This window comes from Pseudomonas halotolerans (genome assembly GCF_039581215.1).
GTDB lineage: Bacteria > Pseudomonadota > Gammaproteobacteria > Pseudomonadales > Pseudomonadaceae > Aquipseudomonas > Aquipseudomonas tehranensis.
Map to the genome: position 1 here is coordinate 42,931 of NZ_JBCNTJ010000009.1, position 22,990 is coordinate 65,920.

Genomic DNA, 22,990 nt, shown 5'->3' on the forward strand with positions numbered 1-22,990 from the left:
GGCCTGAGCCGGCCGGGGAGACCGATTTCAGCAATTCTCGAGAGTGGCAGTGGCCAAACCGGGAAAGTCTGTAATCAGGCTGTCAACGCCGAAGTCGGCGAGCCTGCGCATCAGCGCGGGTTCGTTGACGGTCCACACCGAGACATGCAACCCCTGACGCTGGGCCTTGATCAGGCGTTCCGGCGTACACAGCGTCCAGTTAAGCGCCAGAATCTGGCAGCCATAACTTTGCGCGACCTTCAGCGGGTCGAGCCAGGCGTACTCGGCCACCAGCCCGCGGGCGATGTCCGGGGTCAGGTCCAGGGCAGCCTTGAGTACTTCCCGGGAACCTGAGGTGATGGTGATTTTGTCCAGCAAGCCGAAACGCTGGGCCATCTCGCGGATCCCCAGCACGGTGGCGGCGGCGCGGGTGCGTGAGGCACTCTTGACCTCCAGTTGCCAATGCTCGAAATCACATTGTTCGAACAGTTCCTCCAGGCGCGGGATCGGGCACGGCTTGATCCAGCCCGGGCCACCCTTGCGTGCATCGTAGGTCACCAGCTCGGCAGCGGTATGTTCCACCACCTTGCCCCGGCGATCGGTGGTGCGCTTGAGGGTCGGGTCGTGGATGACCATCAACTCGCCGTCCATGGACAGGTGCAGGTCCAGCTCGCATCGGCGCACGCCGTGCTTGAGGCATTCCTGGAAACCGGTCAGGGTATTTTCTGGCGCTTCGCCCTTGGCGCCGCGGTGGCCATAAATGAGGGTCACGGTTCTTCCTTATTGATGCCGGATTCGTTCAGTTCTCGTGCCAGGCGCCGCTCTTGCGCCTGTTTTTGCAGGATGTAGCGGGCCAGCAGCTGGCGCTGGGCATCGGTAGGGCGCTCGAACTCGGTGCCCACGTCGTAGCCATCGCCCTTGGGGTCGCAATGAGTCACCCGGGCCCGCAGCAACAGCCCCAGGGCCTGGGGCATCAGCACCATCTTGATCGACAGATGCGCGCCGACGGCAATGGGAGTGGGGTATTGGAAGTCGACGCCCCCTTCAGAAATGATCACCGGCTGCGGCTCGCCGATTTCGCCGAGCGCGGTCAGGGCAATGACCTGACTGAGCAGGTCGATGCGTTTGTTCATCGCTTTGAGGTAAGCCGCGATGCTGCGCTCGCGCTCGCTGATCTGGCGCAGCAGGTGTTGCGATTCGAATTCGCTCAGGTGCAGTTCACTGAGCAGATTGAAAAGTGGAGAAGCATCCTGCAACACTTCCTGGTCAGCAGCTTCAGGAATGGAGAGGGGCCGAATTTCCAGTGCGATCGTGTCCTCGATACGGTAGTATTCGCGGCGATCTTCTTCATCTAATGTCGACATGGCGAACCCATGGTAGCGGCGGTGGTCTGAGTGTAAAGCTGGTTTGTGACCCCCGCCACAAGGACGTTCCTTTTCCCTCCGAACAAGCCCCGACATGTTCAGACCTCTCTTCGTATTTATCGGCACGCGTTATACCCGTGCAAAACGTCGCAATCATTTCGTATCGTTCATTTCCCTGACTTCAATCATCGGACTGGCCCTTGGCGTGGTCGTGATGATCGTCGTGCTGTCGGTGATGAACGGCTTCGACCATGAAATGCGCACTCGCGTGCTGGGCATGGTGCCCCACGCCACCCTCGAAACCGGCGAGGCCATCAGCGACTGGCCGAGCCTGGCCGCCAAGGTCATGCAGAACCCGCAGGTGCTGGCGGTGGCGCCGTTCACCCAGATGCAGGGGCTGCTGACCCACAACGGCAAGGTTTCCAAGGTCTTGCTCAATGGCATTGACCCCGGGCTTGAGCGGCAGGTGTCGATCATCGACAACTTCATGAAGCAGGGCCAACTCGACGACCTGGCGCCCGGCAGCTTTGGCATCGTGATCGGCGACAAGGCCGCGGCCAAGCTTGGCGCGACCATCGGCGACAAGCTGACCTTTGTGGCACCGGAAGTCACCGTGACCCCGGGGGGTATGTTCCCGCGTATGAAACGCTTTACCGTGGTCGGCATTTTCCATGTCGGTGCCGGCGAGCTGGACGGTTACCTGGGCGTGACCAACCTTCAGGACCTGGCCCGTCTGCATCGCTGGAAGCCGGACCAGGTCCAGGGCCTGCGCTTGAAGTTCGACGACCTGTTCCAGGCGCCGCGGGTTGCCTGGACCATCGCCCAGCAGCTCGGCGAAGACCGTTACTACGCCCGGGACTGGACGCGCACCCACGGCAATCTGTACCAGGCGATTCGCATGGAAAAAGCCATGATCGGCCTGTTGTTGCTGCTGATCGTCGCCGTGGCGGCGTTCAATATCATTTCCACCCTGGTGATGGTGGTGAACGACAAGAAGGGCGACATCGCCATTCTGCGCACCCTCGGCGCCACGCCGGGGCAGATCATGCGGATCTTCATGGTCCAGGGCACGGTCATTGGCGTGATCGGTACCCTCGTCGGTGCCTTGGTCGGCATGTTTGCCGCGCTCAACGTCAGCGCCGCGATTGCCGCCCTCGAAGGCCTGATCGGGCACAAGTTTCTCAACGCCGACGTGTATTTCATCGACTACCTGCCGTCGCAGTTGCAGACAGACGATGTGTTGATGGTCTGCGGCGCCGCGTTGGTCCTGAGTTTTCTCGCCACCCTGTATCCAGCCTGGCGTGCCGCGCGCACCCAGCCGGCGGAGGCGTTACGTTATGAGTGAGTTGGGTATGAGTGAAAAAGCAATCTTGAGCTGCCGTAACCTGGGCAAATCCTACGAGGAGGGTCCGGAGTCGGTGGTGGTGTTGTCGGGCTTGCAGCTGGAGCTGCACCCGGGCGAACGTGTGGCGATTGTCGGCACCTCCGGGTCGGGCAAGAGTACCTTGCTCAACCTGCTGGGCGGCCTCGATACACCGACGGCCGGCAGTGTCTGGCTGGCGGGCGAAGAGCTCTCGGCGCTGAACGAGAAGGCCCGTGGCCTGCTGCGCAACCGCTCCCTGGGCTTCGTTTATCAGTTCCACCATTTGCTGCCTGAGTTCACCGCGCTGGAAAACGTCTGCATGCCGCTGTTGATCGGCCGCACCGCGATTCCCGAAGCACGTCAGCGCGCCACGGCGTTGCTGGAGCGGGTAGGGTTGGGCCATCGCCTGGAACACAAGCCGGCCGAGCTGTCCGGTGGCGAGCGCCAGCGTGTGGCCATCGCCCGGGCCCTGGTCAACAAGCCTGGGCTGGTGATGCTCGACGAACCCACCGGCAACCTCGACTCCCACACCGCCCAAGGCATTCAGGACCTGATGCTGGAGCTCAGCACGTCGATGCGCACCGCGTTCCTGGTGGTGACCCACGACATGAACCTGGCCCGGCAGATGGACCGCGTCCTGCACTTGCAGGAAGGTTGCCTGACGCCCATTTGACCGACCGAAACCCGGCGCTTGCTGCAAGCGCCGGGTCTTTTATTTTCATACGGTGCCCCGCGAATGTTCAGACCGTTATCGATCTTCATCGGCACGCGCTATACCCGCGCCAAGCGCCGCAATCGCTTTGTTTCGTTCATCTCCATGACCTCGATGATCGGCCTCGCCCTGGGGGTGCTGGCGATGATCGTGGTGTTGTCGGTGATGAACGGCTTCCAGCGCGAAATGAGCTCGCGCATCCTCGGCATGGTGCCCCACGCCACCATTGTCGGCGTCAAGCCGATTGATGATTGGCAGCCGGTGGCCGCCGCGGCGCTGAAAAATCCTGAAGTGATCGCCGCTGTTCCGTTCACTGAAATGGAAGGCATGCTCAGCCATAAAGGCGCGATGCAACCCATCCAGATCAGCGGCATCGACCCGGCCCAGGAAGGCAAGGTGTCCATCGTTGCCCAGCATATTGTCCAGGGGCGGCTCGATGCCTTGAAACCGGGCGAGTTTGGCGTGGTGATCGGTGAAATCACCGCCCGGCGCTTCCGGCTGAACGTCGGTGACAAATTGACCCTGATCGTGCCGGAAATCAGCACCGCGCCGGGTGGCATCACCCCGCGGATGCAGCGCTTGAATGTGGTCGGCGTGTTCAAGGTGGGCGCCGAGCTGGACGGCTCCATGGCGCTGATCCACGTGGCCGACGCCGCGCAAATGCAGCATTGGCAGCCGAACCAGGTGCAAAGCGTGCGCCTGGCGGTCAAGGACCTGTACGCCGCGCCGCAAGTGTCCGCCGACATCGCCACGGGCCTCGGTGCGGCCTACAAGGCCGACGACTGGACCCACACCCAGGGCAGCCTGTTCAGTGCCATGAAGATGGAAAAAACCATGATCGGCCTGCTGTTATTGATGATTGTCGCGGTGGCGGCATTCAACATCATCGCGACCCTGATCATGGTGGTGAACGATAAAGGCGCAGATATCGCGATCTTGCGCACCATCGGCGCCACGCCGCGGCAGATCATGGCGATCTTCATGGTCCAGGGCACGGTGATTGGCGTGGTCGGCACGCTGATCGGCGGCGTGCTGGGGGTGATTGCGGCGCTGAACGTCAGTGATTTAGTGGGGTGGTTCGAAAGGGTCACTGGCCAGCATATTTTCAGTTCCGACGTGTATTTCGTCAGCAACCTGCCTTCGGAGCTTCAACGCGGTGATGTGGTGCTGATCTGCTCGGCCGGGTTCATCCTCAGCTTCCTCGCCACGGTTTACCCGGCCTGGCGTGCGGCGAAGGTCGAGCCTGCACAGGCGTTGCGGTATTCCTGAGTCACCGCAAAATCTTGTGTCAAGTGGACACTCTCTGTGGCGAGGGGATTTATCCCCGCTGGGTCGCGAAGCGACCCTAAATCCTGGCACCTGAGTGTAGCAGGCAGGTTGAGTTGACTGTATTGGGGCTGCTTCGCAGCCCAGCGGGGATAAATCCCCTCGCCACAGGGAGCGTCGGGCTTAATCCTCTTTCGGCAACTCAATCAAAAACCGTGTCCAGCCATCGGCCGATTCGCAGCGGATCTGCCCGCCATGGGCGCGGACGATGGAGCGGGTGATGGCCAGTCCCAACCCGGCGTGTTCACTGCTGCCTTCCTGGCGGGCCGGGTCGGCGCGATAGAAGCGGTCGAACAAACGCGGCAGCAAATCCGCTGAAATCCCGTCACCGCTGTTCTCCACATTCACCTGCACCTGCCCGGTGCCCTCGACAATATGGACCCGCACTTCGCCACCGTTGGGCGTGAAGCGCAAAGCATTGTCCAGCAAATTGGACAGGGCTCGGCGCAACATGCTGCGGTCGCCCTCGATACGGCCGTTGCCTTCACGGCTCAAGCGCACGTGGGCGTCTTCGGCCAGCGGGGCAAAAAACTCCAGCAGCAGATCCACTTCCTGAGCCAGTTCCAGCGGTTCGCGGCTGGGTGCCAGCAAGCCGTGGTCAGCCTTGGCCAGGTAGAGCATGTCGTTGACCAATTGCGCCATCCATTGCAGCTCTTCAAGATTGCTGTGCAACGCTTCGCGATAGTCCTCCAGCGAGCGTTCGCGGGTGAGGGTGACCTGGGTGTGGGTCAACAGGTTCGATAACGGGGTGCGCAATTCATGGGCGATGTCGGCAGAGAACGCCGAGAGCCGTTGAAACGCATCATCGAGGCGTCGCAGCATGTCGTTGATGCTGTGGGCCAGTTCTGCCAGTTCGGCGGGCATGTGTTCTTCCGGCAATCGGGCATTGAGCGAACGGGCCGAGACGCTGCCGGCAATGGCCCCCATGCGCCGCAACGGTCGCAAGCCGCGCCGGGCGGCCCAGGCACCGAGCAGGGCGGTAGCCAGGGCCGAGAGGCCGACTGTCAGCCAGATCAGGCGCTGCATGCGTTGCAGGAAGTGCTGGTGGTGGGTGATGTCCAGCAGCAGCGTCAGTTGCGGTGAGTCCGCGCGCTCGGGGTACAACGGCGCATTCAATACCCGGTAGTCAGTGTCGGCATCGCTGAGGGTGGACAGGCCGGGACGCTCCGGCAACTGAGCCGGAATCCGCAGCGAACTGTCGTACCAGCGCACGCCATCGCGATCCTTGATGCGCAAGGCCAGGTCGGCCTGGCGACTGAGCTCATCTGCCAGACGGCTTTGGGTTTGCTCGGCATCAAGCCCTTGCAGGGCGCGACGCAGGCCGATCAGTTTGCCTTCGAGCAATTGCTGATCCAGCTCGATGAAGTGCGCCTCGCTGCCACGGCTGAACAGCACGCCGGCAAACAGGGATACCACGGCGGTGCAGGCGGCGAACAGCAGCGCCAGCCGGCTGCTCAGCGACCAACGCCCCCTCACAGGCTGCGCTCTTCAAGCACATACCCCATGCCCCGCACGGTGTGGATCAGCTTGCTGGGAAAGTCATCGTCGATCTTGATTCGCAGGCGCCGTATCGCGACTTCGATGACGTTGGTGTCGCTGTCGAAATTCATATCCCAGACCTGGGAGGCAATCAGGGATTTGGGCAGGACCTCGCCCTGGCGACGCAGGAGCAGCTCCAGCAATGCGAACTCCTTGGCCGTCAGGTCGATGCGCCGGCCGCTACGTTCGACGCGGCGGCGGATCAGGTCCAGGCGCAGGTCTGCCAGTCGCAGGCTGGTTTCCTGGGGTGCCGAGCTACCCCGGCGCAACAGGCTGCGTACTCGCGCCAGCAGTTCGGAGAAGGCAAAGGGTTTGACCAAGTAATCGTCGGCGCCCAACTCCAGGCCATGCACGCGATCCTGAACCGCATCCCGCGCGGTGAGAAACAGTACTGGCGTATCCAGGCCGGCCCCGCGCACGGCCTGCAGAATCTGCCAGCCATCGCGGCCGGGCAGCATCACATCAAGGATCAGCAAGGCGTATTCGCCGCTCAGGGCCAACTGCTGGCCGGTAATGCCATCGGCCACCAGATCGGCGTTGAACCCGGCTTCGGTCAGGCCTTGGCGCAGGTATTGGCCGGTTTTGGTTTGGTCTTCGACGATCAGCAGTTTCATGGGCAGCTCAAGGCGTTGTTGGAACGAGGGCGTTATACCGCGTCGGGCTGGGCCGTGGCGCTACCTGACAAAGTTGTAATCGAGCCGTCAGCCGATTGGCAGGCGTACAGGGATAGAGTTCCCCCACGCTCAATCCCATAGGAGTATGGACATGTTAATGGCAAACCGCTTGATCCTGGCCGCCTTTGCACTGGTGCTCAGCGCGCCATCGTGGGCGTCACCGGGCCATTTTGATTTCGGCCAGCCTGCATCGGCGGCCAAGGCCACTCGCAGCATCGATGTGGTGATGGGGGACATGACGTTCGATCCCGGTGCGCTGGATATCAAGGCTGGGGAGACCGTTCGGTTTGTACTGATCAATAACGGACAGTTGCTGCATGAGTTCAATCTGGGCAATGCCGCGATGCACGCCGAACATCAGCAGCAAATGCTCAAGATGCAACAGAGCGGGCAGTTGACCCCGACCGCCATGAAGCCAGGCATGGCTCATGACGCGATGGGTCACGGGCAGGCCGGTATGCGCCACGAAGACCCCAACAGTGTGTTGGTGGAACCGGGCAAAACCGCTGAACTGACCTGGACCTTCAGCAAGGCCATGCGCCTGGAATTCGCCTGTAATGTGCCCGGCCATTACCAGGCCGGCATGAAAGGCAAGTTGACAGTCAGTCAGTAAGCACTCAAAGGCTGGGGCAAAGGCTGATAGAATCGGCTGATTCTTCAGTCAGGTTTCCGTCATGCATCCCGCAGCCGAACATTCGCCGCTGGGCAAATCCAGCGAATACATCGCCACGTACACGCCGTCACTGCTGTTTCCGATCCCGCGCACCGCGAAATGGGCGGAGCTGGGCCTGACGGCCGAGACCCTGCCGTACAAGGGCGTGGATTTCTGGAACTGTTTCGAGCTGTCGTGGCTGCTGCCGTCCGGCAAACCGGTGGTGGCCATTGGCGAATTCGCAATCGCGGCGGACTCACCGAACATCATCGAATCCAAATCTTTCAAGCTGTATCTCAACTCACTGAACCAGACGCCATTCGCTGATACCGCGAGCCTGGAAGCGACCCTGCGCCAGGACCTGTCGGCGGCTGCCGGCAAACCGGTGGGCGTGCGGATCCGCAGCCTGAAAGAGGTGGAAAGTGAAGGTGTTGTGGCGCTGCCCGGTGTATGCATCGATGACCTGGACATCAGCGTCGACTCTTACGCCCATCCGCGCCCGGAGCTGCTGCGTTGCGATGAGTCGCGCATCGTGGAGGAAAGTCTGCACAGTCATCTGCTCAAATCCAACTGCCCGGTCACCAGCCAGCCAGACTGGGGCAGCGTGGCGGTGCAATATCGCGGTGCGGCGCTGGACCCTGCCAGCCTGTTGGCCTACATCGTCAGCTTCCGCCAGCATTCGGATTTCCACGAGCAGTGCGTGGAGCGGATCTTTCTCGACCTGCAGCGATTGCTCAAACCGGAAAAATTGACGGTGTATGCGCGTTATGTGCGACGGGGTGGGCTGGACATCAACCCGTATCGCAGTACCGAAGAGGTGCAGCTGCCGAACCATCGCCTGGTCCGGCAATGAAGATCTAATGTGGGAGCGGGCTTGCTCGCGAATGCGGTGTGTCAGTCGACATCTGTGTTGGATGTACCATCGCCTTCGCGAGCAAGCCCGCTCCCACAGGAGAGGGGATTTCATATCGTTGAAACTGAAAAGCCCCGCTATCAATAGCGGGGCTTTTTTGCATCTGGCGGGCTCAGATCCCCATGTTGCCCAAGGCTTGCACGATGTTGCGCAAGGTCCCGGCAATAGTGGGGTGATCCAGTTCGAAGCGTTCGACGGCCAGGTTCACGCCATCGACGAGGTCGGCGTTTTGAAGCTTGTTATCCAGTTCGATTTCGGCTTCGAGCTGAATCATCAGGTGATGCAGATTCTCGCGCTCAGGCCCCGAAAGCGGCGGGTTCTGTTCCAATTGCTCGCGCAGTTCATCAAGTTGTTTCTGCAGTTCGCGGGCAGGCATTGGCGTACTCCCTTTATTGATAGGCACAGCCATGGACCGCGACGGTGCGTCAAAAGTCCGTGGCTTGTCTTTAAGAGTAATCCACCCTCGTGCACCCTGCATGATCTCGGTCAGGGCTTTTCACCTTTGAGCCGACGCAGGCTGATATCCGCCAGGCAGGTGTCGAGCTCACCCAGGTGATCGATCACCGAATGCACGCCCAGGCCGAACAACTGCACGGTGGCCCTGGCACGCTTGGTCTCCCGTTCCTGTTGGCTCAAGACCTGCCATTCGTTCGGCGCCAGGCCACACAGCGAGCCGCAGGATGCCAGCCCGATGGTCCACAAGCCGGCATTGAGCCCCGACTGCAACAAGCGAGGCTCGCCGCTGACCAGCACGCAGCCGTCCAACTGCTGCACGTTCAACGCCATCAAGGCTTGCCAGCAGGCATGCGGGGCCGGCCACGGATAATTTGTTGCTGGAAGTTGCGGAGCTTTGATCCACGCCGGTAACGAAGCTGCCAGGCTATGACTGACGGCGGGGGGCAGTTCGTCGAGCCAGGCGCAGGGAATCTCCTGAAGCTGCAAAAGGCGCAGGCTTTCGAGGGCGCCGGGGGTTGGCTGCGAATGCTCGGTTGGCGTTGCGCCTGACGGTCGCGCCCGTGCCCCGAAGTCCACCAGGCAACCGCTCAAGCCAAACAGAACGGCGGTCAGGCTGGGGGCGGGCACAGGGAGGGTTTCGGCGCGGGGCATGGGAACGTCCTTGAAATACCCTGCAGCCTAACGGCCCTCGGTGACAGTCCGGTGACAGTGAAATGAAGGCGCCGAATTGCAGAAATATCCTACGGGCTGCTTCTCTTTCAGTGCTGTCTATCCCTGCGTTCCGCTTTATACTAGCTACCTTACCGCCTGGGCTCGGCGCCCTTGCCTGAATAATCCAAGGAGTTTTCCCCTATGCGCTGGAGCCATTGTCTAGCTCAGCTGAGTTTCTCTGCCTGCGTCCTGCTGGTTCCATTTGCCGCCCAGGCCGCAACGGAAGAAGATCCTTGGGAAAGCATCAACCGTCCGATCTTCACTTTCAACGACACCGTCGATACCTATGCGCTCAAGCCTTTGGCCCAGGGCTATCAGTACGTGACGCCGCAATTTCTCGAAGACGGCATCCACAACATGTTCCGCAACATCGGCGACGTGGGCAATCTGGCCAACAATGTGTTGCAGGCCAAGCCGGCCGCCGCCGGGGTCGACACTGCCCGCTTGATCTTCAACACCACCTTCGGCCTGTTGGGTTTCTTCGACGTGGGTACCCGGATGGGCCTGCAACGCAGCGATGAAGATTTCGGCCAGACCCTGGGTTACTGGGGCGTGGGCAGTGGCCCGTACGTCATGCTGCCACTGCTGGGGCCAAGCACCCTGCGTGACGCGCCGGCCAGGCTCGTCGATAACTACGCGGCCCCCTATCGTTACATCGACAACGTTTCGGTGCGTAATTCGATCTTCGGCCTCAACATCGTTGATACCCGCGCCAGTCTGTTGTCCGCCGATAAACTGGTGAGTGGCGACAAGTACGTGTTTATCCGCAACGCCTTCTTGCAAAACCGTGAATTCAAGGTCAAGGATGGCCAGGTCGAAGATGATTTTTAATTTTGACCGGTAACCCTCAGGAAGGCGGCCCTACGGCCGCCTTCTTTGCTTTGATGCACTGTTTGAACAGGGATCCAACCTTCCATTGAGTTACGCTTCGCCCGGTTCTTATAACTCTCTGTACTTTGACAAACCAAGACGGCAAGCGGCTATCTGCATGAGCTTGAAACACCCCGCGGATGGGAGTACCGTCTGCGCCTTAGAAGGGCACCTCTGATGTAACTGTGTGTAGGACAAGGACCTGCGTGCGGTGCGACAGAGAGGCTAGAAAGCGAATCCAGTAGCCAGCGCCAGGCCCAGTTGCCCAGCCCGCTACGCCAACCTAATTCTGGCGCCGTTTGCCCACATGCCAAAAACCAGTGCCACGCTGCTGATAATCGATGATGACGAAGTGGTGCGAGCCAGCCTCGCAGCCTACTTGGAAGACAGTGGTTTCAGCGTCCTGCAGGCCAGCAACGGTCAACAGGGTCTTCAGGTATTCGAGCAAGACAAGCCCGACCTGGTCATCTGCGACCTGCGCATGCCGCAGATGGGCGGACTCGAGCTCATTCGCCAGGTCACCGAGCTTTCCTCGCAGACCCCGGTCATCGTGGTTTCCGGCGCGGGTGTGATGAATGACGCGGTCGAGGCGTTGCGCCTGGGCGCGGCCGATTACCTGATCAAGCCCCTTGAAGACCTGGCCGTGCTCGAGCACTCGGTGCGCCGGGCCCTGGACCGTTCACGCCTGTTGGTGGAGAACCAGCGTTATCGCGAAAAGCTGGAAACCGCCAACCGCGAGCTGGAAGCCAGCCTGAACCTGTTGCAGGAAGACCAGAACGCCGGCCGCCAGGTGCAGATGAACATGTTGCCGGTCAGTCCCTGGACCGTCGACGATTTCCGGTTTGCCCACCAGATCATCCCGTCTTTGTATCTGTCGGGGGATTTCGTCGACTATTTCCGGGTCGATGAACGTCGCGTGGCGTTCTACCTGGCGGACGTTTCCGGCCATGGCGCGTCGTCAGCATTCGTGACGGTCCTGTTGAAGTTCATGACCACGCGCCTGCTGTTCGAATCCAAGCGCAACGGCACGTTGCCTGAGTTCAAGCCTTCAGAAGTCCTTGGTCATATCAACCGAGGCCTGATCAGTTGTAAGCTGGGCAAACACGTCACGATGGTCGGTGGAGTCATCGACGAGGAGACGGGTTTGTTGACCTATAGCATCGGCGGTCATCTGCCGTTGCCGGTGTTGTACACGCCAGACAGTGTTCGTTATCTGGAAGGGCGCGGTTTGCCTGTGGGCCTGTTCAACGAGGCCACCTACGAAGACCACGTACTGGAACTGCCATCGACTTTCAGCCTGACGCTGATGTCTGATGGCATTCTGGACCTTTTGTCAGAACCTACACTCAAAGAGAAAGAAGCGGCCTTGCCTGAACGGGTAAGCGCAGCGGGCGGCAGCCTGGAAGGCTTGCGTCAAGTGTTTGGATTAGCCACGCTAGGGGAGATGCCGGATGATATCGCCCTGTTAGTGTTGAGCAGGAATCTTTGATGAGTACCGGTAGAATCCAGTTCGCCGAGCAGGATGGCACCTTTGTCCTGAAGTTTGTCGGTGAAGTGCGCCTGACCCTCTGTTCGGCGCTGGATGCGACTATTGAGCGGATCTTCACCGCGTTGAATTTCAACGCCATCGTGATCGACCTGACCGAAACCCGCAGCATCGACAGCACCACCCTGGGCCTGCTGGCCAAGCTGTCGATCCTTTCGCGGCAAAAGGTCGGCCTGCTGCCGACCGTGGTCACCACCCACAACGACATCACCCGTTTGCTGCAATCGATGGGCTTCGACCAGGTATTCAATATCGTCGGCGATCCCGTGCCATGCCCTGAATGCCTGGACGATCTACCCGATCAGGATCAGTCGGAAGAGGAAGTGCGGATCAAGGTGCTCGAAGCCCATAAGATCCTCATGGGTCTGAACGATTCCAATCGTGAAGCGTTCCATGACCTGGTGAGTGCGCTGGAGCGGCCCTGATCCATAGGGCTTGCGTCGGCTGAGCGGGCCTCATCGCGAGCAGGCTCGCTCCCACAAGGCCACGCATCGACCACGATATCCGAATCTGCCCAAATCCCCCTGAGGGAGCGGGCTTGCTCGCGAAAGCGGTGGGTCAGCTTGCATCGATGCTGAATCTACCGGCCCCTTCGCGAGCAAGCCCGCTCCCACAGGGGGGTGGGTTCTGAGCACACAATCGAAGAACACCATCGATCCATTGTGGGAGCGAGCTTGCTCGCGATGACGCCCGGTCAGCCGCCACCTTCCCAAGCCTATAAAAAAGGGCGAACCCACCAAGGTTCGCCCTTTTGCATCACCTTTGAATCACCTCAAAGCTTGGCTTGCAGCAACGCCTCAAGTTTTTCCTGGTCCCGAGCGAACTGACGAATGCCTTCAGCCAGTTTCTCAGTTGCCATGGCGTCCTCGTTGGACAACCAGCGGAACTGAGCTTCATTGAGACTCAAGCGTGCTTCGCCGGCTTGCCCAGGCGCCAGTTTACGTTCCAGCTTGCCCTCGTCGGCGGCCAGTTTCTCCAGCAGTTCCGGGCTGACCGTCAAACGGTCGCAGCCGGCCAATTGCTCGATCTGGTTGAGGTTGCGGAAGCTTGCGCCCATGACCACGGTTTTGTAGTCATTGGCTTTGTAGTAGTTGTAGATGCGGGTCACCGACTGCACGCCCGGATCATCGGCACCGGTGTAGTCGTTGCCATTGGCCTTCTTGTACCAGTCGTAGATACGGCCGACGAAGGGCGAAATCAGGAACACGCCGGCATCGGCACAGGCCGCGGCCTGGGCGAAGGAGAACAGCAGCGTCAGGTTGCACTGGATGCCTTCACGCTCCAGCTGCTCGGCGGCGCGAATACCTTCCCAGGTGGACGCGATCTTGATCAGCACGCGATCGCGGCCAACACCGGCTTTTTCGTACAGGTCGATCAGGCGATGCGCACGTTTCAACACGGCCTCGGTATCGAATGACAGACGCGCATCCACTTCAGTGGAAATACGCCCCGGAATCACCTTGAGAATCTCTTGCCCGACCGCTACGCCGAAGCGGTCGCTGGCCAAGCCCACATCGCCCTTGCAATCCGCCACACAGGCGTTCAGCAGCTCGGCGTAGCCTTGAATGGCCGAGGCCTTGAGCAGCAGGGAAGGGTTGGTGGTGGCATCCACGGGTTTAACGCGGGCGATGGCTTCGAAGTCGCCGGTATCGGCCACTACGGTAGTGAATTGTTTGAGTTGTTCCAGCTTGGAAGTCATGAGCGTGCTCTGTCCTATGGGTCTGTTGACATTACCCGAGGGCCGGCAGCCACTCAAGGGCGTGAAGGGGGATCGATGGCCCCAGCGGCAACAACCTGAAAACGGCTGTTTGAAAGGCCGGGGCGGGTATCGATAGATACGATGCCAAAACAGGACTCAGGTTCAACACCATCGCCTGACGGTCAGGGTTGCTGTGCGTTCAGGAACAAGCCTGCGATACCTTCTGGCAGGCGTGCCGTCGAGATCAGGATCAGTCGCTGGCCTGCCCGGGTCATTGCCATGTAGAGTTTTCGCGAGTTTTGTTCGCACTCCTGGGCCGAGAGTACTCCCGCCTGGGACGTTTCCCTCATGAGCCTTTCCAGGCCCAACAGGAACACGACACTGGCTTCAAGCCCGGTTGCGGTGTCCAGGCTGGAAACACGCAGGTTGTCTGTGTCTACGTGCACAGACTCCATGCTGTTCAGATCCCAGATTTTGCGCGAACCGAATCGCTCGCTCAATGCCTTGAACAAAAGCTTCTTGTTGGTATCTCGTCCATACAGAACCAGCATATTGGATAGATTGATCTGCTGGGTTTGCAGGTAGCCGGCTATTTCGTTACAGGTCTGTATGACCGCATCCTGAGGCGTATCTGACCGGATCAATAGCGGGGCGATGCCTTCATCCATACCGGCGAAATCAGGTTGCAGATAATCGTCCGGGTCGGTTTGGGTGAATTCGGCCAGGACTAGGCCGGCCGCCCGCAATATGGCCTGAGTGGTTCGATAGGAGTGGTGAAGCTTCTTGGTTTTACCCGCCACATCCAAGCCGACACGCTTCCAGCTGAGTCGGCTTTTCAAAAAGCCCTGGTTAGGGTCGGCACATAAAAACAGGCTGCCTTCGGAGTCGCTCAAGGTGCTCTTGACCAGTTGAAACCAGGTCGGCGCGAAGAATTGCGCTTCGTCTACCAGGATATGCTGGTATTTATCCAGCTTGTCGAGCTTGGTCAGACATAGGTCCCGGGACAGTGAACTCCATAAACGGGCGCCTTTTTTGCTCAGCGCGTCATTGACTTGCCCGTAGAGCGACCACACTTGCACCCGTTCTTCCTTGCGCAAGGCAAACCCTTGGCCGGCGCGTTCAGCAGCCAGATAGTTCTGCTCGTCGCAGATCAGTGATTCATTGATGAAGTCGAACTCATCCAGAAGTTGCTGATCGCTGGGCTTCAGGTCCGCAAAGGACTTTCGATAATGGGCGATCTGGCTTGTCACCTCTTTAGGAAACGCCATCTCTGGCTGTGGCTCAAAATGATTGACCCATTGCTGCCGTATCCAGGCCAGGGCGGTCATGATGGTCAGGTTGCGCGGTAAACCCTCGGGGCTGGCCTTCTTCAAGCGATGCTTGAGGTCTTTGACCACCGGGACATTGTGGATCAGTATCAATATCTTCTGATCGGGAAATTTTTTTGCCAGGATCAATGCCCTGTTGGCGGCGATCAATGTTTTGCCGCTACCCGCCACGCCGTTGACCAGACGCACCGAAAAGTCATTCAAGGTTTGCGTCTGTTCTTCAGGCAGCTCCAGATCCAGCTTGCTGGCCCACTCTTGTTGGGAGTCCAGGAAGTATCGGGTGGTCTTGGGTGAGTTGTCCCGCGAGAAATGCCGGCGAGTCGTACATATCGAGGGTATCTCAGCTTCTGGAAAGTAATGGCCCATGAGCGTGTCGCTGGCTTCGTGGCTCAACGAGCTAAGCAATTTGAGCAGCTGTTCATGGCCATGTTCAATAAAGGTGCTCTTGGACATCAGCCGCGGGCCATCAGGCGTTGAATAGTGCTGCCACAACCGCTTGGTCTGGTCGGGTGTGCAGTTCCACATGACGATCAGCTTACCGAGCCGCTGCCCGGTCGGCATTGCGTCGGGCTCGGTTGTTTCCAGGCGTGAGAGCAGGTCCTTGAAAACCTGCTGTCCGGTCGCCGCGAACAGTTGATCAGGGTCCAGTGCTTCAAAAGAGAGTTCACACAGCACCATTGCCAGCCATTGATGTTGCGCGTGTTGCAGGAAAAAATCCGGCGCCCAAGCCTCTCGTGGGAGGCACTGGCGAACGACATGGTGGTCGTCCAGCTTGCGCAACACCCGTTTGACTTGCACATGTGCGCCCGTGCTGCGTTGCCATTCAGGGATAAACAACGTCATGGGGCGAGCACCACTTTGCGGCATCGACTGACCAGGCTCAAATAGTCATTGGCCCATTGCTGCGTGATGCGATTGCTGCATTCAATTCCTTGACTCAGTTCAGGCCCGATGATGATCAATTTAGTCATCGCCCGAGTGATGGATACATTCAACCGCTCAGGTTGGAAGAAAAACTCCGCTACAGACCCAATGAACGTCTCATCGCCACTGGCCAACGAGACGATGATGAGTTCACGTTCCTGTCCCTGCATGCGTTCAACCGTATCCGCGACAATGGTGCTGGCCGTTTCGCGCCCGAAACTGCGCGCCAACAGCGTTCGAATCGTCCGGCCCTGGGCTCGGTAAGGCGTGACGATGCCGATATCAGACAGGGCAAGGCCCATGGTTTGGGCGACCTTGCACAGTTCGAGTACACGCTGAGCGTCGCGATAATTGCGGGTCTTGGCCGTTCTGTCAGTTGTGGGGATAAACACGGCGCTTGCCTCTGGATCGAATACGCGATCCATGGGCGCCTCGACCTCAACGTAATTGAAACGCCGTTCCTTGTTAGGGCCCGCTGCGCGTAATTTGCCTTTGTAGTAGTTGTGGCTCGGCCATTCGGTCAACCACTGGTTCATTCGATACGTTTCTTCGAGCATCACCGTGTGGTCGGCGGTTTGGGCGGTGAGGCGACCAAATATCGACATCGATTCGCCAGAAAGAATCGACTGGGACAACAGCACCGGCGGCAGCTGTTTCTGATCGCCGATGAAGATAAACCGCCTGCCTTTGCGCATGGCCATTAGCGCGAGGGGGAGGGTGATCTGACTGGCTTCGTCAAAGATCACCGTGTCGAATTTGAAATGTTCCAGCTGACTGCAGGTGGCGAAGGGGGTCGCGCCAATGACATAGCCACCTCCGTGCGCCGGTAGATTTTCCCAGTCGGCGGGTGTTTTTGCCCAATCCACGGTCTTGCTTAGATCTTCCCGGCGACCCCCAATCTTCACGGTGGGGATGTTGCGCTCGGCGATCTTTGCGAGGGCATTGTTGATAGCCATGTGCGTATGGGAGGTGACGAACACCCGCTCTTGACGCTCTACCAGCAATTGGACGATCAGGGCCAGAGCACGGGTCTTGCCTGTCCCTGGTGGGCCCTGAATGCAAGCAATCTGCTCGGCGGCAAAGGCCATGGCGACGGCCCGGGCCTGATGCTCGTTACACTGGTTCTTGATCGCGAAACTTTCAGCGTAATCCAGGTCCGTGTCGTCGAACGTGATCACCGGTGCATCGCCGAGCAGCGGGACAATGATGTTGTCGGCATTGATCGAATCGGCGATATCTTCCAGGGCCTTTTCATAGCGAGACGTCAGGTCCAGCGCGTCCATGTCGGCATAGCAAGGTCCGTCCTGATAGGTGTCCCAGACCGTATTGGCCAGCTTTTCGCTCAGTAGCCATCGGCCGTCTTCTTCACGCTCAAACGTCATCCGGGCACATAACAAGCCTGTGGACGGATCGCCCAGGTGCAAGCGCAGCATGTCCCCTTCACGAAAGCGTGATTCGCTGTCATCGAGGTACGCCCAAAGACACGTAGCCTTGTCGGCTTTTTCAAGACGCGTGAAACCTTGGGTCAGACCCTTTTCAAGCTTCTGATGTAACGGTCGCTGCCAGGTTTGCAGGAGTTGATGAAGGTTCGCATCGCGCTCGGCATGGACAAACGCAAAAAGCTTTTCAATAAGCGGATGTTGCCCTTGCATGCGGTACTCGTCCTTGTGATCCGTGATGGCACAACAGTTTTACATACTGTTGGAGCAAGGCGCGAGTGTTGTGGATCCAGGATACGCCCGTTTTGGGGGAGGAAGAGCCGTGAATCGGATCAGTGAAGGCAAGTAGCGGTGGCCAACAAACTATAGTTGCGTTAACTGCGCGCGTCAGCGCCCCTCCAGCAACTGCCCTGCCTGATCCAGCAGCGCCAGCGGGTCGTTGGTTTTGTGAATATCCACCGACAACAATTGGCGAAAACGCCGTGCCCCCGGAAAACCGCTGCCCAACCCCAGTACATGACGAGTGATGTGGTGCATCGCCCCGCCAGCGGCCAGGTGCTTGGCGATATAGGGCCGCAACTGCGCTAACGCCTCGGCGCGGGTGATGACAGGCGCGCTGCTGCCAAACAGTTGTTGATCCACCTCGGCCAGCAGATAAGGGTTGTGATAGGCCTCGCGCCCCAGCATCACGCCATCGAATGTCTGCAAATGCTCATGGCAGGCTTCCAGCGTCTTGATCCCACCGTTGAGCACAATCTCCAGCTCCGGGAAGTCCTTTTTCAGCCGTGCCGCCACGTCGTAACGCAGCGGCGGGATGTCGCGATTTTCCTTCGGCGACAACCCCTCCAGAATCGCAATCCGCGCATGCACGGTAAAACTCGTACACCCGGCCTCATGCACCGTCCCCACGAACTCACACAACTGCTCGTAACTGTCCCGCCCGTTGATCCCGATCCGATGCTTGACCGTCACCGGTATCGACACCGCATCACGCATCGCCTTCACACAATCGGCCACCAGCTCGGGATGCCCCATCAGGCATGCGCCGATCATGTTGTTCTGCACACGATCGCTTGGGCAGCCGACGTTGAGGTTGACCTCATCGTAGCCGTGCTCCTGGCCCATGCGGGCGCAGGCGGCCAAGTCGGCTGGAACACTGCCGCCCAACTGGAGCGCCAGGGGATGTTCGGCTTCGTGGTGACGCAGAAAGCGTTCGTGATCGCCGTTGAGCAAGGCGCCGGTGGTGACCATTTCGGTGTAGAGCAGGGCGTGTTTGGAGAGGATGCGTAGGAAGAACCTGCAGTGGGGGTCCGTCCAATCCATCATGGGTGCAACGCTGAAACGACGGCAGATAGGCATTACAGTGATTGAGGGCATCGAGAGTATCTGGATTGGACGAGGGGCGAATAAGGCGACAGTTTATCAGGAATGAGCCTTGCGTTTTTAAGGCTGGATTAGATCCTTAGCTGACTGGCCTTGGCCACTGAAAGGGGCTATTTGTGCAGAAACCAAACAAGTCCTGTTCCATCCGCACTGTGTTTCATCAAGCGCTCTCCCCCTAGCATTCCTTCACTCAATCCCTAATGAAGGAATTTCCATGCAACGTTTCACTCGTCGTTTACTCGCCGCCTGTGCATTCTCCGGCATTGTCGCCAGCACCGGTGCATTGGCTGAAGCTCATCCAACCATCCGGGCCATGTCTGGCGCGGCACCGATCGGTCAACTGCCGGCCGGTAAAACCGCGCTACTGGTAATCGACTTTCAGAACGAATACTTCACCGGCAAAATGCCTATCCCTGACGGCGCCGCAGCGCTGGCCAATACCCGTGAGCTGATCACGTTCGCCGATGAACACAAGATGCCGGTCTATCACGTCCAGCACATAGCGCCCGCAGGTTCGCCGGTGTTCGCGCAGGATGGCGAAACCGTGAAATTCCACCCGGACATGCAGCCCAGGGCTCAGGATGTTGTTTTGCAAAAGACCACGGTCAGCGTCTTCGGCAGTACTGACCTGGACAAGCGTTTGAAGCGCGCGGGCATCGAAAACCTGATCATCTCCGGTCTCATGACCCACGCGTGCGTGGCGGGTGCTGCCCGTGATGCAGCGCCGCTTGGCTACAATGTGTTGGTCGCCTCCGATGCCTCGGCCACCCGCGCGATCACCCGGGCCAGTGGCGACGCTATCGACAAGGACGCCTTGCACAAGGCCGCACTGGCCGAAGTCGAGGATACGTTCGGTGATGTGATGACCACCGCCCAAATCATCAAGCTGCCGGTACGCTAAGAATATGAATCAGATGCTCGCCATGCGCGTGTTTCGCTGCATCGTGGAGGCTCAGGGTTTTTCAGCCGCGGCCGAGCGGCTGGACACCACTCACTCGTCGGTGTCGCGCCACTTGCAGCAATTGGAGTCCGCGCTGGGCGTGCGTCTGATCCATCGCAATACTCGGCGCATGAGCCTGACGGCAGCAGGTGAGCGCTATTACGCCGCTTGCGTGGATATTCTGGATCGGGTGGAGGCCGCGTCCCAGGCCGTGACCCTGGAACAGGAGCGGCCCTCGGGACTGCTTCGCATCAGTGCCCCGCTGGTAGTCGGTACGCTGGAGCTGGCCCGTTGGTTACCGGCATTCCAGGAGCGATATCCGGACATCCAGGTCGATCTGTCCTGCTCGGATCCGCTTGTCGATCTGGTGGCCGACGGGTTCGATGTGGCGTTACGGATTTCTGGACCGCTGGCCGACAGCAGTCTTGTCGCGCGCTTGCTCAGCGTTTCGCCGCTGGTTCTGGTGGCGGCACCGGCCTATGTATTCAAGCGCGGGCTGCCGCGCTGCATGGCTGAACTCAAAGACCATCGGCTGCTGACGTATGCCTCGACCACTCAGTGGGTGCTGGTGGGTGAAGCAGGGGAGTCGAGCACGGTGGATTGCGCCAGCAGCTTTCATACGGACACCATTACCGCCTTGCACGCCTGCGCCCTGGCGGGCAGGGGCATCGCCGCGTTTACCCTGGCGACGGTGCAGGATGATCTGTTGACGGGAAGACTGGTGCGGATTCTGCCTGAGTACACCCTTGGGGAGCGGCATTACTATGCGCTTTATCCGCATGCCCGGAATTTGCCGGCCAAGGTGCGAGTGTTTGTGGATTACATGGCGCAGTACTACGGCGGTAAGGTCTGATTGTCCCCTGAGTGAACAAGTGACCGTTGAGCGCCTCCGGTTGGTGGCACATTGATATGTTGGTAGGCTAAGTGCTCGTTACCTATCGAGTGGGTCAGTGTGTCTGCCGAACGAATTTGTCAGTTGGAACAAGCCCTTATGGCCGTGATCGCGGCGGCGGGAAAGATGGGGGTAAGCAGTGATGAGCTGTGTGCTCAGGCGGTGGGTGGGTTGATGTTTGAACACCACTGGGGCTGGGCAAACGTGCAATACGCACAAGGGGCGGCCGACGAGATCGACAACGCGTTGAGCCTGCTCGTGGGGAAAACCCCAGTGGATAAACGGAAATCGGCGATTGAGGCCGGCTCCGATGCGCTGCTCCATCGGCAAGCCAATCGGCGGCCTGTCAGGTTTATTTGATACGAGTGGGCGTCCATTTGCGTGTCCGCCCTCATCGCGAGCAAGCTTCGCTCCCACAGGGCAAGTGCTGACTGTGAGATTGGATATTAATGCTGCGATCGATACTCAGGCGCGGCCTCCAGCGAGGTCTTGTGACCGCTGTCCTTGGACGTTTGCCCCGGTGCATCAGGTAGCGAAGCGACATGAACGGTACGCGCCGGGATCGCGAACCGCACACCGATTCTGGCGAATTCTTCCATCATGCCCAGGTTGATCGCCTGTTGGACATCCATGTAAACGTTGTAGCTGGGGTCCAGCACGATGTACACCGTTTCGAATTCCAGTGCGCTCTCGCCAAAGCCGCGAAAGTGCGAGCGGTCGAAGCGGGTCTTTTCCTGGGCCTTGATGATGTTTTCGACAATAACTGGCACTTGCCTTAGCTGTTCTGTCGAGCAGTCATGGGGCAGGGCGAATTCAAAGACGATGCGTCGCTCCTGAAGCCGTTTGTAGTTCTGGATGGTGGTGCTGATCATTCCGGCATTGGCCATCACGATTTGCTCGCCACCCAGGCTGCGGATCCGCGTGGTTTTCAAACCGACATGTTCCACGGTGCCGGCCAGTGAACCCACGACAATGAAGTCGCCGACCTCGAACGGTTTGTCCACGGCGATGGACAGCGAGGCGAACAAATCACCGAGAATGTTCTGCACCGCCAGCGCCACGGCGATCCCCCCGACCCCAAGGCTGGCGATAAAGGCGGTGATGTTCACGCCCAGGTTGGAGAGCATCGCCAGGAGCACCACGGCCCAGAGAAACACCTTTGCGCCCCACAGGCTCAGGGTGGCCAAGGCACTTTTCTGATGGATGTCGGAATGGCTATGGCGGGCGAAGTAATGCAGCAACGCCAGGGCGATTGCCCGATTGGCCCACAGCCCTACTTGCAACGCTGCGACCACGAACCAGAGGCTGCTGACCCGGTCGAGCCAACGCTCTGGCAGGTCCAATACACCGACGCCAATAAGGATGGAGGCCAGTAACACCAGCGTATTGCTGGTGCTGGACAGTACTTCGACGGCGATGTGGCTGACGTAAGCGTCGGGTTTCTGTGCCCGGCCCCGCACTTTTCTCAACAACAAGCCGATGCCGGCCCTGACGATGGTAAAACTCACCACCATCACCCCCAGGGCCAGGAGCCAGTTGGCGATGGAGATGCCCAGCAATTGGGTGTCGGTAAGAAATTGGAGAGAGCTTGAGTCCATGTGAACGGTCACCTGTGCCATTGCTGTTCAGGTTTTGGCCCTGCCGACTGTGGCGTGAGAGCCTGGGCAAGGCATGAACCTGGTTAGTTCGCGCAAAGCGCGGGCCGTTCAATTTTGTTCTCCGCGAGCAGTTGCATACGAGGGTGCTGGCGGCGTAGTTTTCTATGCAGAACCTCTGTCAGAGCAATGCCATGCACATGACCGAACTGAGTAATGAGGCGTTGGAGCCGTTGCGCCAGGCGCTGATCCTGGCGGGGCTGCCAGTGGACGACCTGAACCAGCAGGGCCGACGTTTTTTCAGTTTCAGGCAAGCAGACGCTCAGGCGGCGTTTGGCGGGATCGAGGGGGAGGGCGCGGACCGATTGTTACGTTCGCTGGTGGTCCCTGAGGGACTGCGGGGGCGCGGTATAGGTGCAGCGATGCTGGTCGCTCTGGAAGACTTTGCGAAAAACCAGGGCGTGGAACGCCTTCACCTGCTCACTGACAGTGCCGCCGCGTTTTTTGTCGCCCAGGGATATAAGGCGCGTGACCGTTCGCTGGCGCCGATGCCGATCAGCCAAACAGCCCAATTCAAGTCCTTGTGCCCGGCCTCGGCGACCTACCTGAGCAAACGCCTCATTTAGTGGCCTGTGCGGCTAATTCCTGGACTCAAATCAACCCTGCCTGGATGGGCGAATTCGAC

General features: G+C 59.4%; 23 protein-coding genes. 12 read left to right on the forward strand and 11 right to left on the reverse strand.

Annotated features, from left to right (window positions below; translation table 11 throughout):
• Nucleotides 1–27 precede the first annotated feature (27 nt).
• Together AAIS01_RS14080 and AAIS01_RS14085 are read right to left on the reverse strand one after the other, a co-directional pair.
• Entirely contained in the window at nt 28–750 is a 723-nt protein-coding gene (locus AAIS01_RS14080; RefSeq protein WP_214912858.1) for a glycerophosphodiester phosphodiesterase, read from the reverse strand.
• Nucleotides 747–1,343, reverse strand: a complete 597-nt coding sequence (locus tag AAIS01_RS14085) for a PilZ domain-containing protein (protein ID WP_343469455.1) — start codon at nt 1,341–1,343, stop codon at nt 747–749. Before AAIS01_RS14085 ends, AAIS01_RS14080 begins: the two co-directional genes overlap by 4 nt.
• A 94-nt stretch (nt 1,344–1,437) precedes the next feature.
• Between AAIS01_RS14085 and AAIS01_RS14090 the strand changes: the two genes are divergently transcribed.
• The 3 genes from AAIS01_RS14090 to AAIS01_RS14100 all read left to right on the forward strand — a co-directional run bounded on the left by AAIS01_RS14090 (nt 1,438) and on the right by AAIS01_RS14100 (nt 4,687).
• On the forward strand, nt 1,438–2,688 hold the full coding sequence (locus AAIS01_RS14090) for a lipoprotein-releasing ABC transporter permease subunit (protein ID WP_343469456.1): 1,251 nt from the start codon (nt 1,438–1,440) through the stop codon (nt 2,686–2,688).
• 7 nt (nt 2,689–2,695) lie between these two features.
• On the forward strand, nt 2,696–3,379 hold the full coding sequence (lolD, locus tag AAIS01_RS14095; protein ID WP_162843734.1) for a lipoprotein-releasing ABC transporter ATP-binding protein LolD: 684 nt from the start codon (nt 2,696–2,698) through the stop codon (nt 3,377–3,379).
• 63 nt (nt 3,380–3,442) lie between these two features.
• Nucleotides 3,443–4,687 carry a lipoprotein-releasing ABC transporter permease subunit gene (locus tag AAIS01_RS14100; RefSeq protein ID WP_343469457.1) on the forward strand — a complete coding sequence of 415 codons (1,245 nt, stop codon included), beginning with the start codon at nt 3,443–3,445 and terminating at the stop codon, nt 4,685–4,687.
• Nucleotides 4,688–4,867: 180 nt separating this feature from the next.
• Here AAIS01_RS14100 and AAIS01_RS14105 read toward each other — a convergent pair whose 3' ends face one another.
• The gene (locus AAIS01_RS14105) at nt 4,868–6,220 is read right to left on the reverse strand and encodes a heavy metal sensor histidine kinase (protein ID WP_343469458.1); all 1,353 of its coding nucleotides are present in this window, start codon (nt 6,218–6,220) and stop codon (nt 4,868–4,870) included.
• On the reverse strand, nt 6,217–6,897 hold the full coding sequence (locus AAIS01_RS14110; protein WP_092459115.1) for a heavy metal response regulator transcription factor: 681 nt from the start codon (nt 6,895–6,897) through the stop codon (nt 6,217–6,219). Before AAIS01_RS14110 ends, AAIS01_RS14105 begins: the two co-directional genes overlap by 4 nt.
• Nucleotides 6,898–7,048: 151 nt before the next feature.
• On the opposite strand from AAIS01_RS14110, the gene copI reads away from it, so the two are divergent.
• Entirely contained in the window at nt 7,049–7,570 is a 522-nt protein-coding gene (gene copI / locus AAIS01_RS14115) for a copper-resistant cuproprotein CopI (protein WP_343469459.1), read from the forward strand.
• Nucleotides 7,571–7,631: 61 nt separating this feature from the next.
• Complete coding sequence (gene queF / locus AAIS01_RS14120) at nt 7,632–8,462, forward strand: NADPH-dependent 7-cyano-7-deazaguanine reductase QueF (protein WP_092403223.1); 831 nt, start codon at nt 7,632–7,634, stop codon at nt 8,460–8,462.
• A 172-nt stretch (nt 8,463–8,634) separates the two neighbouring features.
• Here the strand turns inward: queF and AAIS01_RS14125 are convergent, their stop codons facing one another.
• Both AAIS01_RS14125 and pcrP read right to left on the reverse strand, forming a co-directional pair.
• On the reverse strand, nt 8,635–8,898 hold the full coding sequence (locus AAIS01_RS14125) for a DUF4404 family protein (protein ID WP_214912851.1): 264 nt from the start codon (nt 8,896–8,898) through the stop codon (nt 8,635–8,637).
• Between the two features lie 110 nt (nt 8,899–9,008).
• Complete coding sequence (gene pcrP, locus AAIS01_RS14130) at nt 9,009–9,629, reverse strand: HAD superfamily inactivated hydrolase PcrP (RefSeq protein WP_343469460.1); 621 nt, start codon at nt 9,627–9,629, stop codon at nt 9,009–9,011.
• Nucleotides 9,630–9,830: 201 nt separating this feature from the next.
• Here pcrP and AAIS01_RS14135 point away from each other — a divergent pair, with 201 nt between their 5' ends.
• The 3 genes from AAIS01_RS14135 (at nt 9,831) to rssC (ending at nt 12,530) form a co-directional block, all read left to right on the forward strand.
• Nucleotides 9,831–10,520, forward strand: a complete 690-nt coding sequence (locus tag AAIS01_RS14135; RefSeq protein ID WP_343469461.1) for an MlaA family lipoprotein — start codon at nt 9,831–9,833, stop codon at nt 10,518–10,520.
• 346 nt (nt 10,521–10,866) lie between these two features.
• Nucleotides 10,867–12,048, forward strand: a complete 1,182-nt coding sequence (gene rssB / locus AAIS01_RS14140) for a two-component system response regulator RssB (protein ID WP_092403215.1) — start codon at nt 10,867–10,869, stop codon at nt 12,046–12,048.
• Entirely contained in the window at nt 12,048–12,530 is a 483-nt protein-coding gene (rssC, locus tag AAIS01_RS14145) for an anti-sigma factor antagonist RssC (protein ID WP_047227232.1), read from the forward strand. The genes rssB and rssC overlap by 1 nt, the downstream gene beginning before the upstream one ends.
• Nucleotides 12,531–12,877: 347 nt before the next feature.
• Here rssC and tal read toward each other — a convergent pair whose 3' ends face one another.
• From tal to dusA, 4 genes are all read right to left on the reverse strand, one after another.
• Nucleotides 12,878–13,804, reverse strand: a complete 927-nt coding sequence (gene tal, locus AAIS01_RS14150; RefSeq protein ID WP_343469462.1) for a transaldolase — start codon at nt 13,802–13,804, stop codon at nt 12,878–12,880.
• A gap of 182 nt (nt 13,805–13,986) precedes the next feature.
• Entirely contained in the window at nt 13,987–15,975 is a 1,989-nt protein-coding gene (locus AAIS01_RS14155; RefSeq protein WP_343469463.1) for a UvrD-helicase domain-containing protein, read from the reverse strand.
• A complete protein-coding gene (locus AAIS01_RS14160) occupies nt 15,972–17,708 on the reverse strand; it encodes a DEAD/DEAH box helicase (protein WP_343469464.1) in 1,737 nt (578 codons plus the stop codon). The genes AAIS01_RS14155 and AAIS01_RS14160 overlap by 4 nt, the downstream gene beginning before the upstream one ends.
• Before the next feature lie 174 nt (nt 17,709–17,882).
• Nucleotides 17,883–18,872 (reverse strand): tRNA dihydrouridine(20/20a) synthase DusA, encoded by a 990-nt coding sequence (gene dusA / locus AAIS01_RS14165; RefSeq protein WP_343469465.1) that lies wholly within the window; start codon nt 18,870–18,872, stop codon nt 17,883–17,885.
• A gap of 220 nt (nt 18,873–19,092) precedes the next feature.
• Between dusA and AAIS01_RS14170 the strand changes: the two genes are divergently transcribed.
• The 3 genes from AAIS01_RS14170 to AAIS01_RS14180 all read left to right on the forward strand — a co-directional run bounded on the left by AAIS01_RS14170 (nt 19,093) and on the right by AAIS01_RS14180 (nt 21,070).
• Complete coding sequence (locus AAIS01_RS14170) at nt 19,093–19,779, forward strand: cysteine hydrolase family protein (RefSeq protein ID WP_343469466.1); 687 nt, start codon at nt 19,093–19,095, stop codon at nt 19,777–19,779.
• 4 nt (nt 19,780–19,783) lie between these two features.
• Entirely contained in the window at nt 19,784–20,671 is an 888-nt protein-coding gene (locus AAIS01_RS14175; protein ID WP_343469467.1) for a LysR family transcriptional regulator, read from the forward strand.
• Nucleotides 20,672–20,809: 138 nt separating this feature from the next.
• Nucleotides 20,810–21,070 carry a hypothetical protein gene (locus AAIS01_RS14180; RefSeq protein ID WP_343469468.1) on the forward strand — a complete coding sequence of 87 codons (261 nt, stop codon included), beginning with the start codon at nt 20,810–20,812 and terminating at the stop codon, nt 21,068–21,070.
• Nucleotides 21,071–21,156: 86 nt separating this feature from the next.
• Here AAIS01_RS14180 and AAIS01_RS14185 read toward each other — a convergent pair whose 3' ends face one another.
• Nucleotides 21,157–22,308, reverse strand: coding sequence for a mechanosensitive ion channel family protein (locus AAIS01_RS14185; RefSeq protein ID WP_343469469.1), 1,152 nt, complete (start codon nt 22,306–22,308; stop codon nt 21,157–21,159).
• A gap of 164 nt (nt 22,309–22,472) precedes the next feature.
• Between AAIS01_RS14185 and arsN2 the strand changes: the two genes are divergently transcribed.
• Entirely contained in the window at nt 22,473–22,931 is a 459-nt protein-coding gene (gene arsN2, locus AAIS01_RS14190; RefSeq protein ID WP_343469470.1) for an arsenic resistance N-acetyltransferase ArsN2, read from the forward strand.
• The last annotated feature ends 59 nt before the right edge of the window (nt 22,932–22,990 follow it).

What these genes read in the sequence shown, in the direction of transcription:
- rssC (WP_047227232.1), top strand. Translation starts at nt 12,048, where the DNA reads ATGAGTACCGGTAGAATCCAGTTCGCCGAGCAGGATGGCACCTTTGTC.
- AAIS01_RS14090 (WP_343469456.1), top strand. Translation starts at nt 1,438, where the DNA reads ATGTTCAGACCTCTCTTCGTATTTATCGGCACGCGTTATACCCGTGCA.
- AAIS01_RS14085 (WP_343469455.1), bottom strand. Translation starts at nt 1,343, where the DNA reads ATGTCGACATTAGATGAAGAAGATCGCCGCGAATACTACCGTATCGAG.
- AAIS01_RS14135 (WP_343469461.1), top strand. Translation starts at nt 9,831, where the DNA reads ATGCGCTGGAGCCATTGTCTAGCTCAGCTGAGTTTCTCTGCCTGCGTC.
- AAIS01_RS14185 (WP_343469469.1), bottom strand. Translation starts at nt 22,308, where the DNA reads ATGGACTCAAGCTCTCTCCAATTTCTTACCGACACCCAATTGCTGGGC.
- AAIS01_RS14155 (WP_343469463.1), bottom strand. Translation starts at nt 15,975, where the DNA reads ATGACGTTGTTTATCCCTGAATGGCAACGCAGCACGGGCGCACATGTG.
- AAIS01_RS14100 (WP_343469457.1), top strand. Translation starts at nt 3,443, where the DNA reads ATGTTCAGACCGTTATCGATCTTCATCGGCACGCGCTATACCCGCGCC.
- dusA (WP_343469465.1), bottom strand. Translation starts at nt 18,872, where the DNA reads ATGCCCTCAATCACTGTAATGCCTATCTGCCGTCGTTTCAGCGTTGCA.
- AAIS01_RS14180 (WP_343469468.1), top strand. Translation starts at nt 20,810, where the DNA reads ATGGCCGTGATCGCGGCGGCGGGAAAGATGGGGGTAAGCAGTGATGAG.
- pcrP (WP_343469460.1), bottom strand. Translation starts at nt 9,629, where the DNA reads ATGCCCCGCGCCGAAACCCTCCCTGTGCCCGCCCCCAGCCTGACCGCC.
- arsN2 (WP_343469470.1), top strand. Translation starts at nt 22,473, where the DNA reads ATGCAGAACCTCTGTCAGAGCAATGCCATGCACATGACCGAACTGAGT.
- AAIS01_RS14160 (WP_343469464.1), bottom strand. Translation starts at nt 17,708, where the DNA reads ATGCAAGGGCAACATCCGCTTATTGAAAAGCTTTTTGCGTTTGTCCAT.
- AAIS01_RS14110 (WP_092459115.1), bottom strand. Translation starts at nt 6,897, where the DNA reads ATGAAACTGCTGATCGTCGAAGACCAAACCAAAACCGGCCAATACCTG.
- tal (WP_343469462.1), bottom strand. Translation starts at nt 13,804, where the DNA reads ATGACTTCCAAGCTGGAACAACTCAAACAATTCACTACCGTAGTGGCC.
- lolD (WP_162843734.1), top strand. Translation starts at nt 2,696, where the DNA reads ATGAGTGAAAAAGCAATCTTGAGCTGCCGTAACCTGGGCAAATCCTAC.
- queF (WP_092403223.1), top strand. Translation starts at nt 7,632, where the DNA reads ATGCATCCCGCAGCCGAACATTCGCCGCTGGGCAAATCCAGCGAATAC.
- copI (WP_343469459.1), top strand. Translation starts at nt 7,049, where the DNA reads ATGTTAATGGCAAACCGCTTGATCCTGGCCGCCTTTGCACTGGTGCTC.
- AAIS01_RS14125 (WP_214912851.1), bottom strand. Translation starts at nt 8,898, where the DNA reads ATGCCTGCCCGCGAACTGCAGAAACAACTTGATGAACTGCGCGAGCAA.
- AAIS01_RS14170 (WP_343469466.1), top strand. Translation starts at nt 19,093, where the DNA reads ATGCAACGTTTCACTCGTCGTTTACTCGCCGCCTGTGCATTCTCCGGC.
- rssB (WP_092403215.1), top strand. Translation starts at nt 10,867, where the DNA reads ATGCCAAAAACCAGTGCCACGCTGCTGATAATCGATGATGACGAAGTG.
- AAIS01_RS14175 (WP_343469467.1), top strand. Translation starts at nt 19,784, where the DNA reads ATGAATCAGATGCTCGCCATGCGCGTGTTTCGCTGCATCGTGGAGGCT.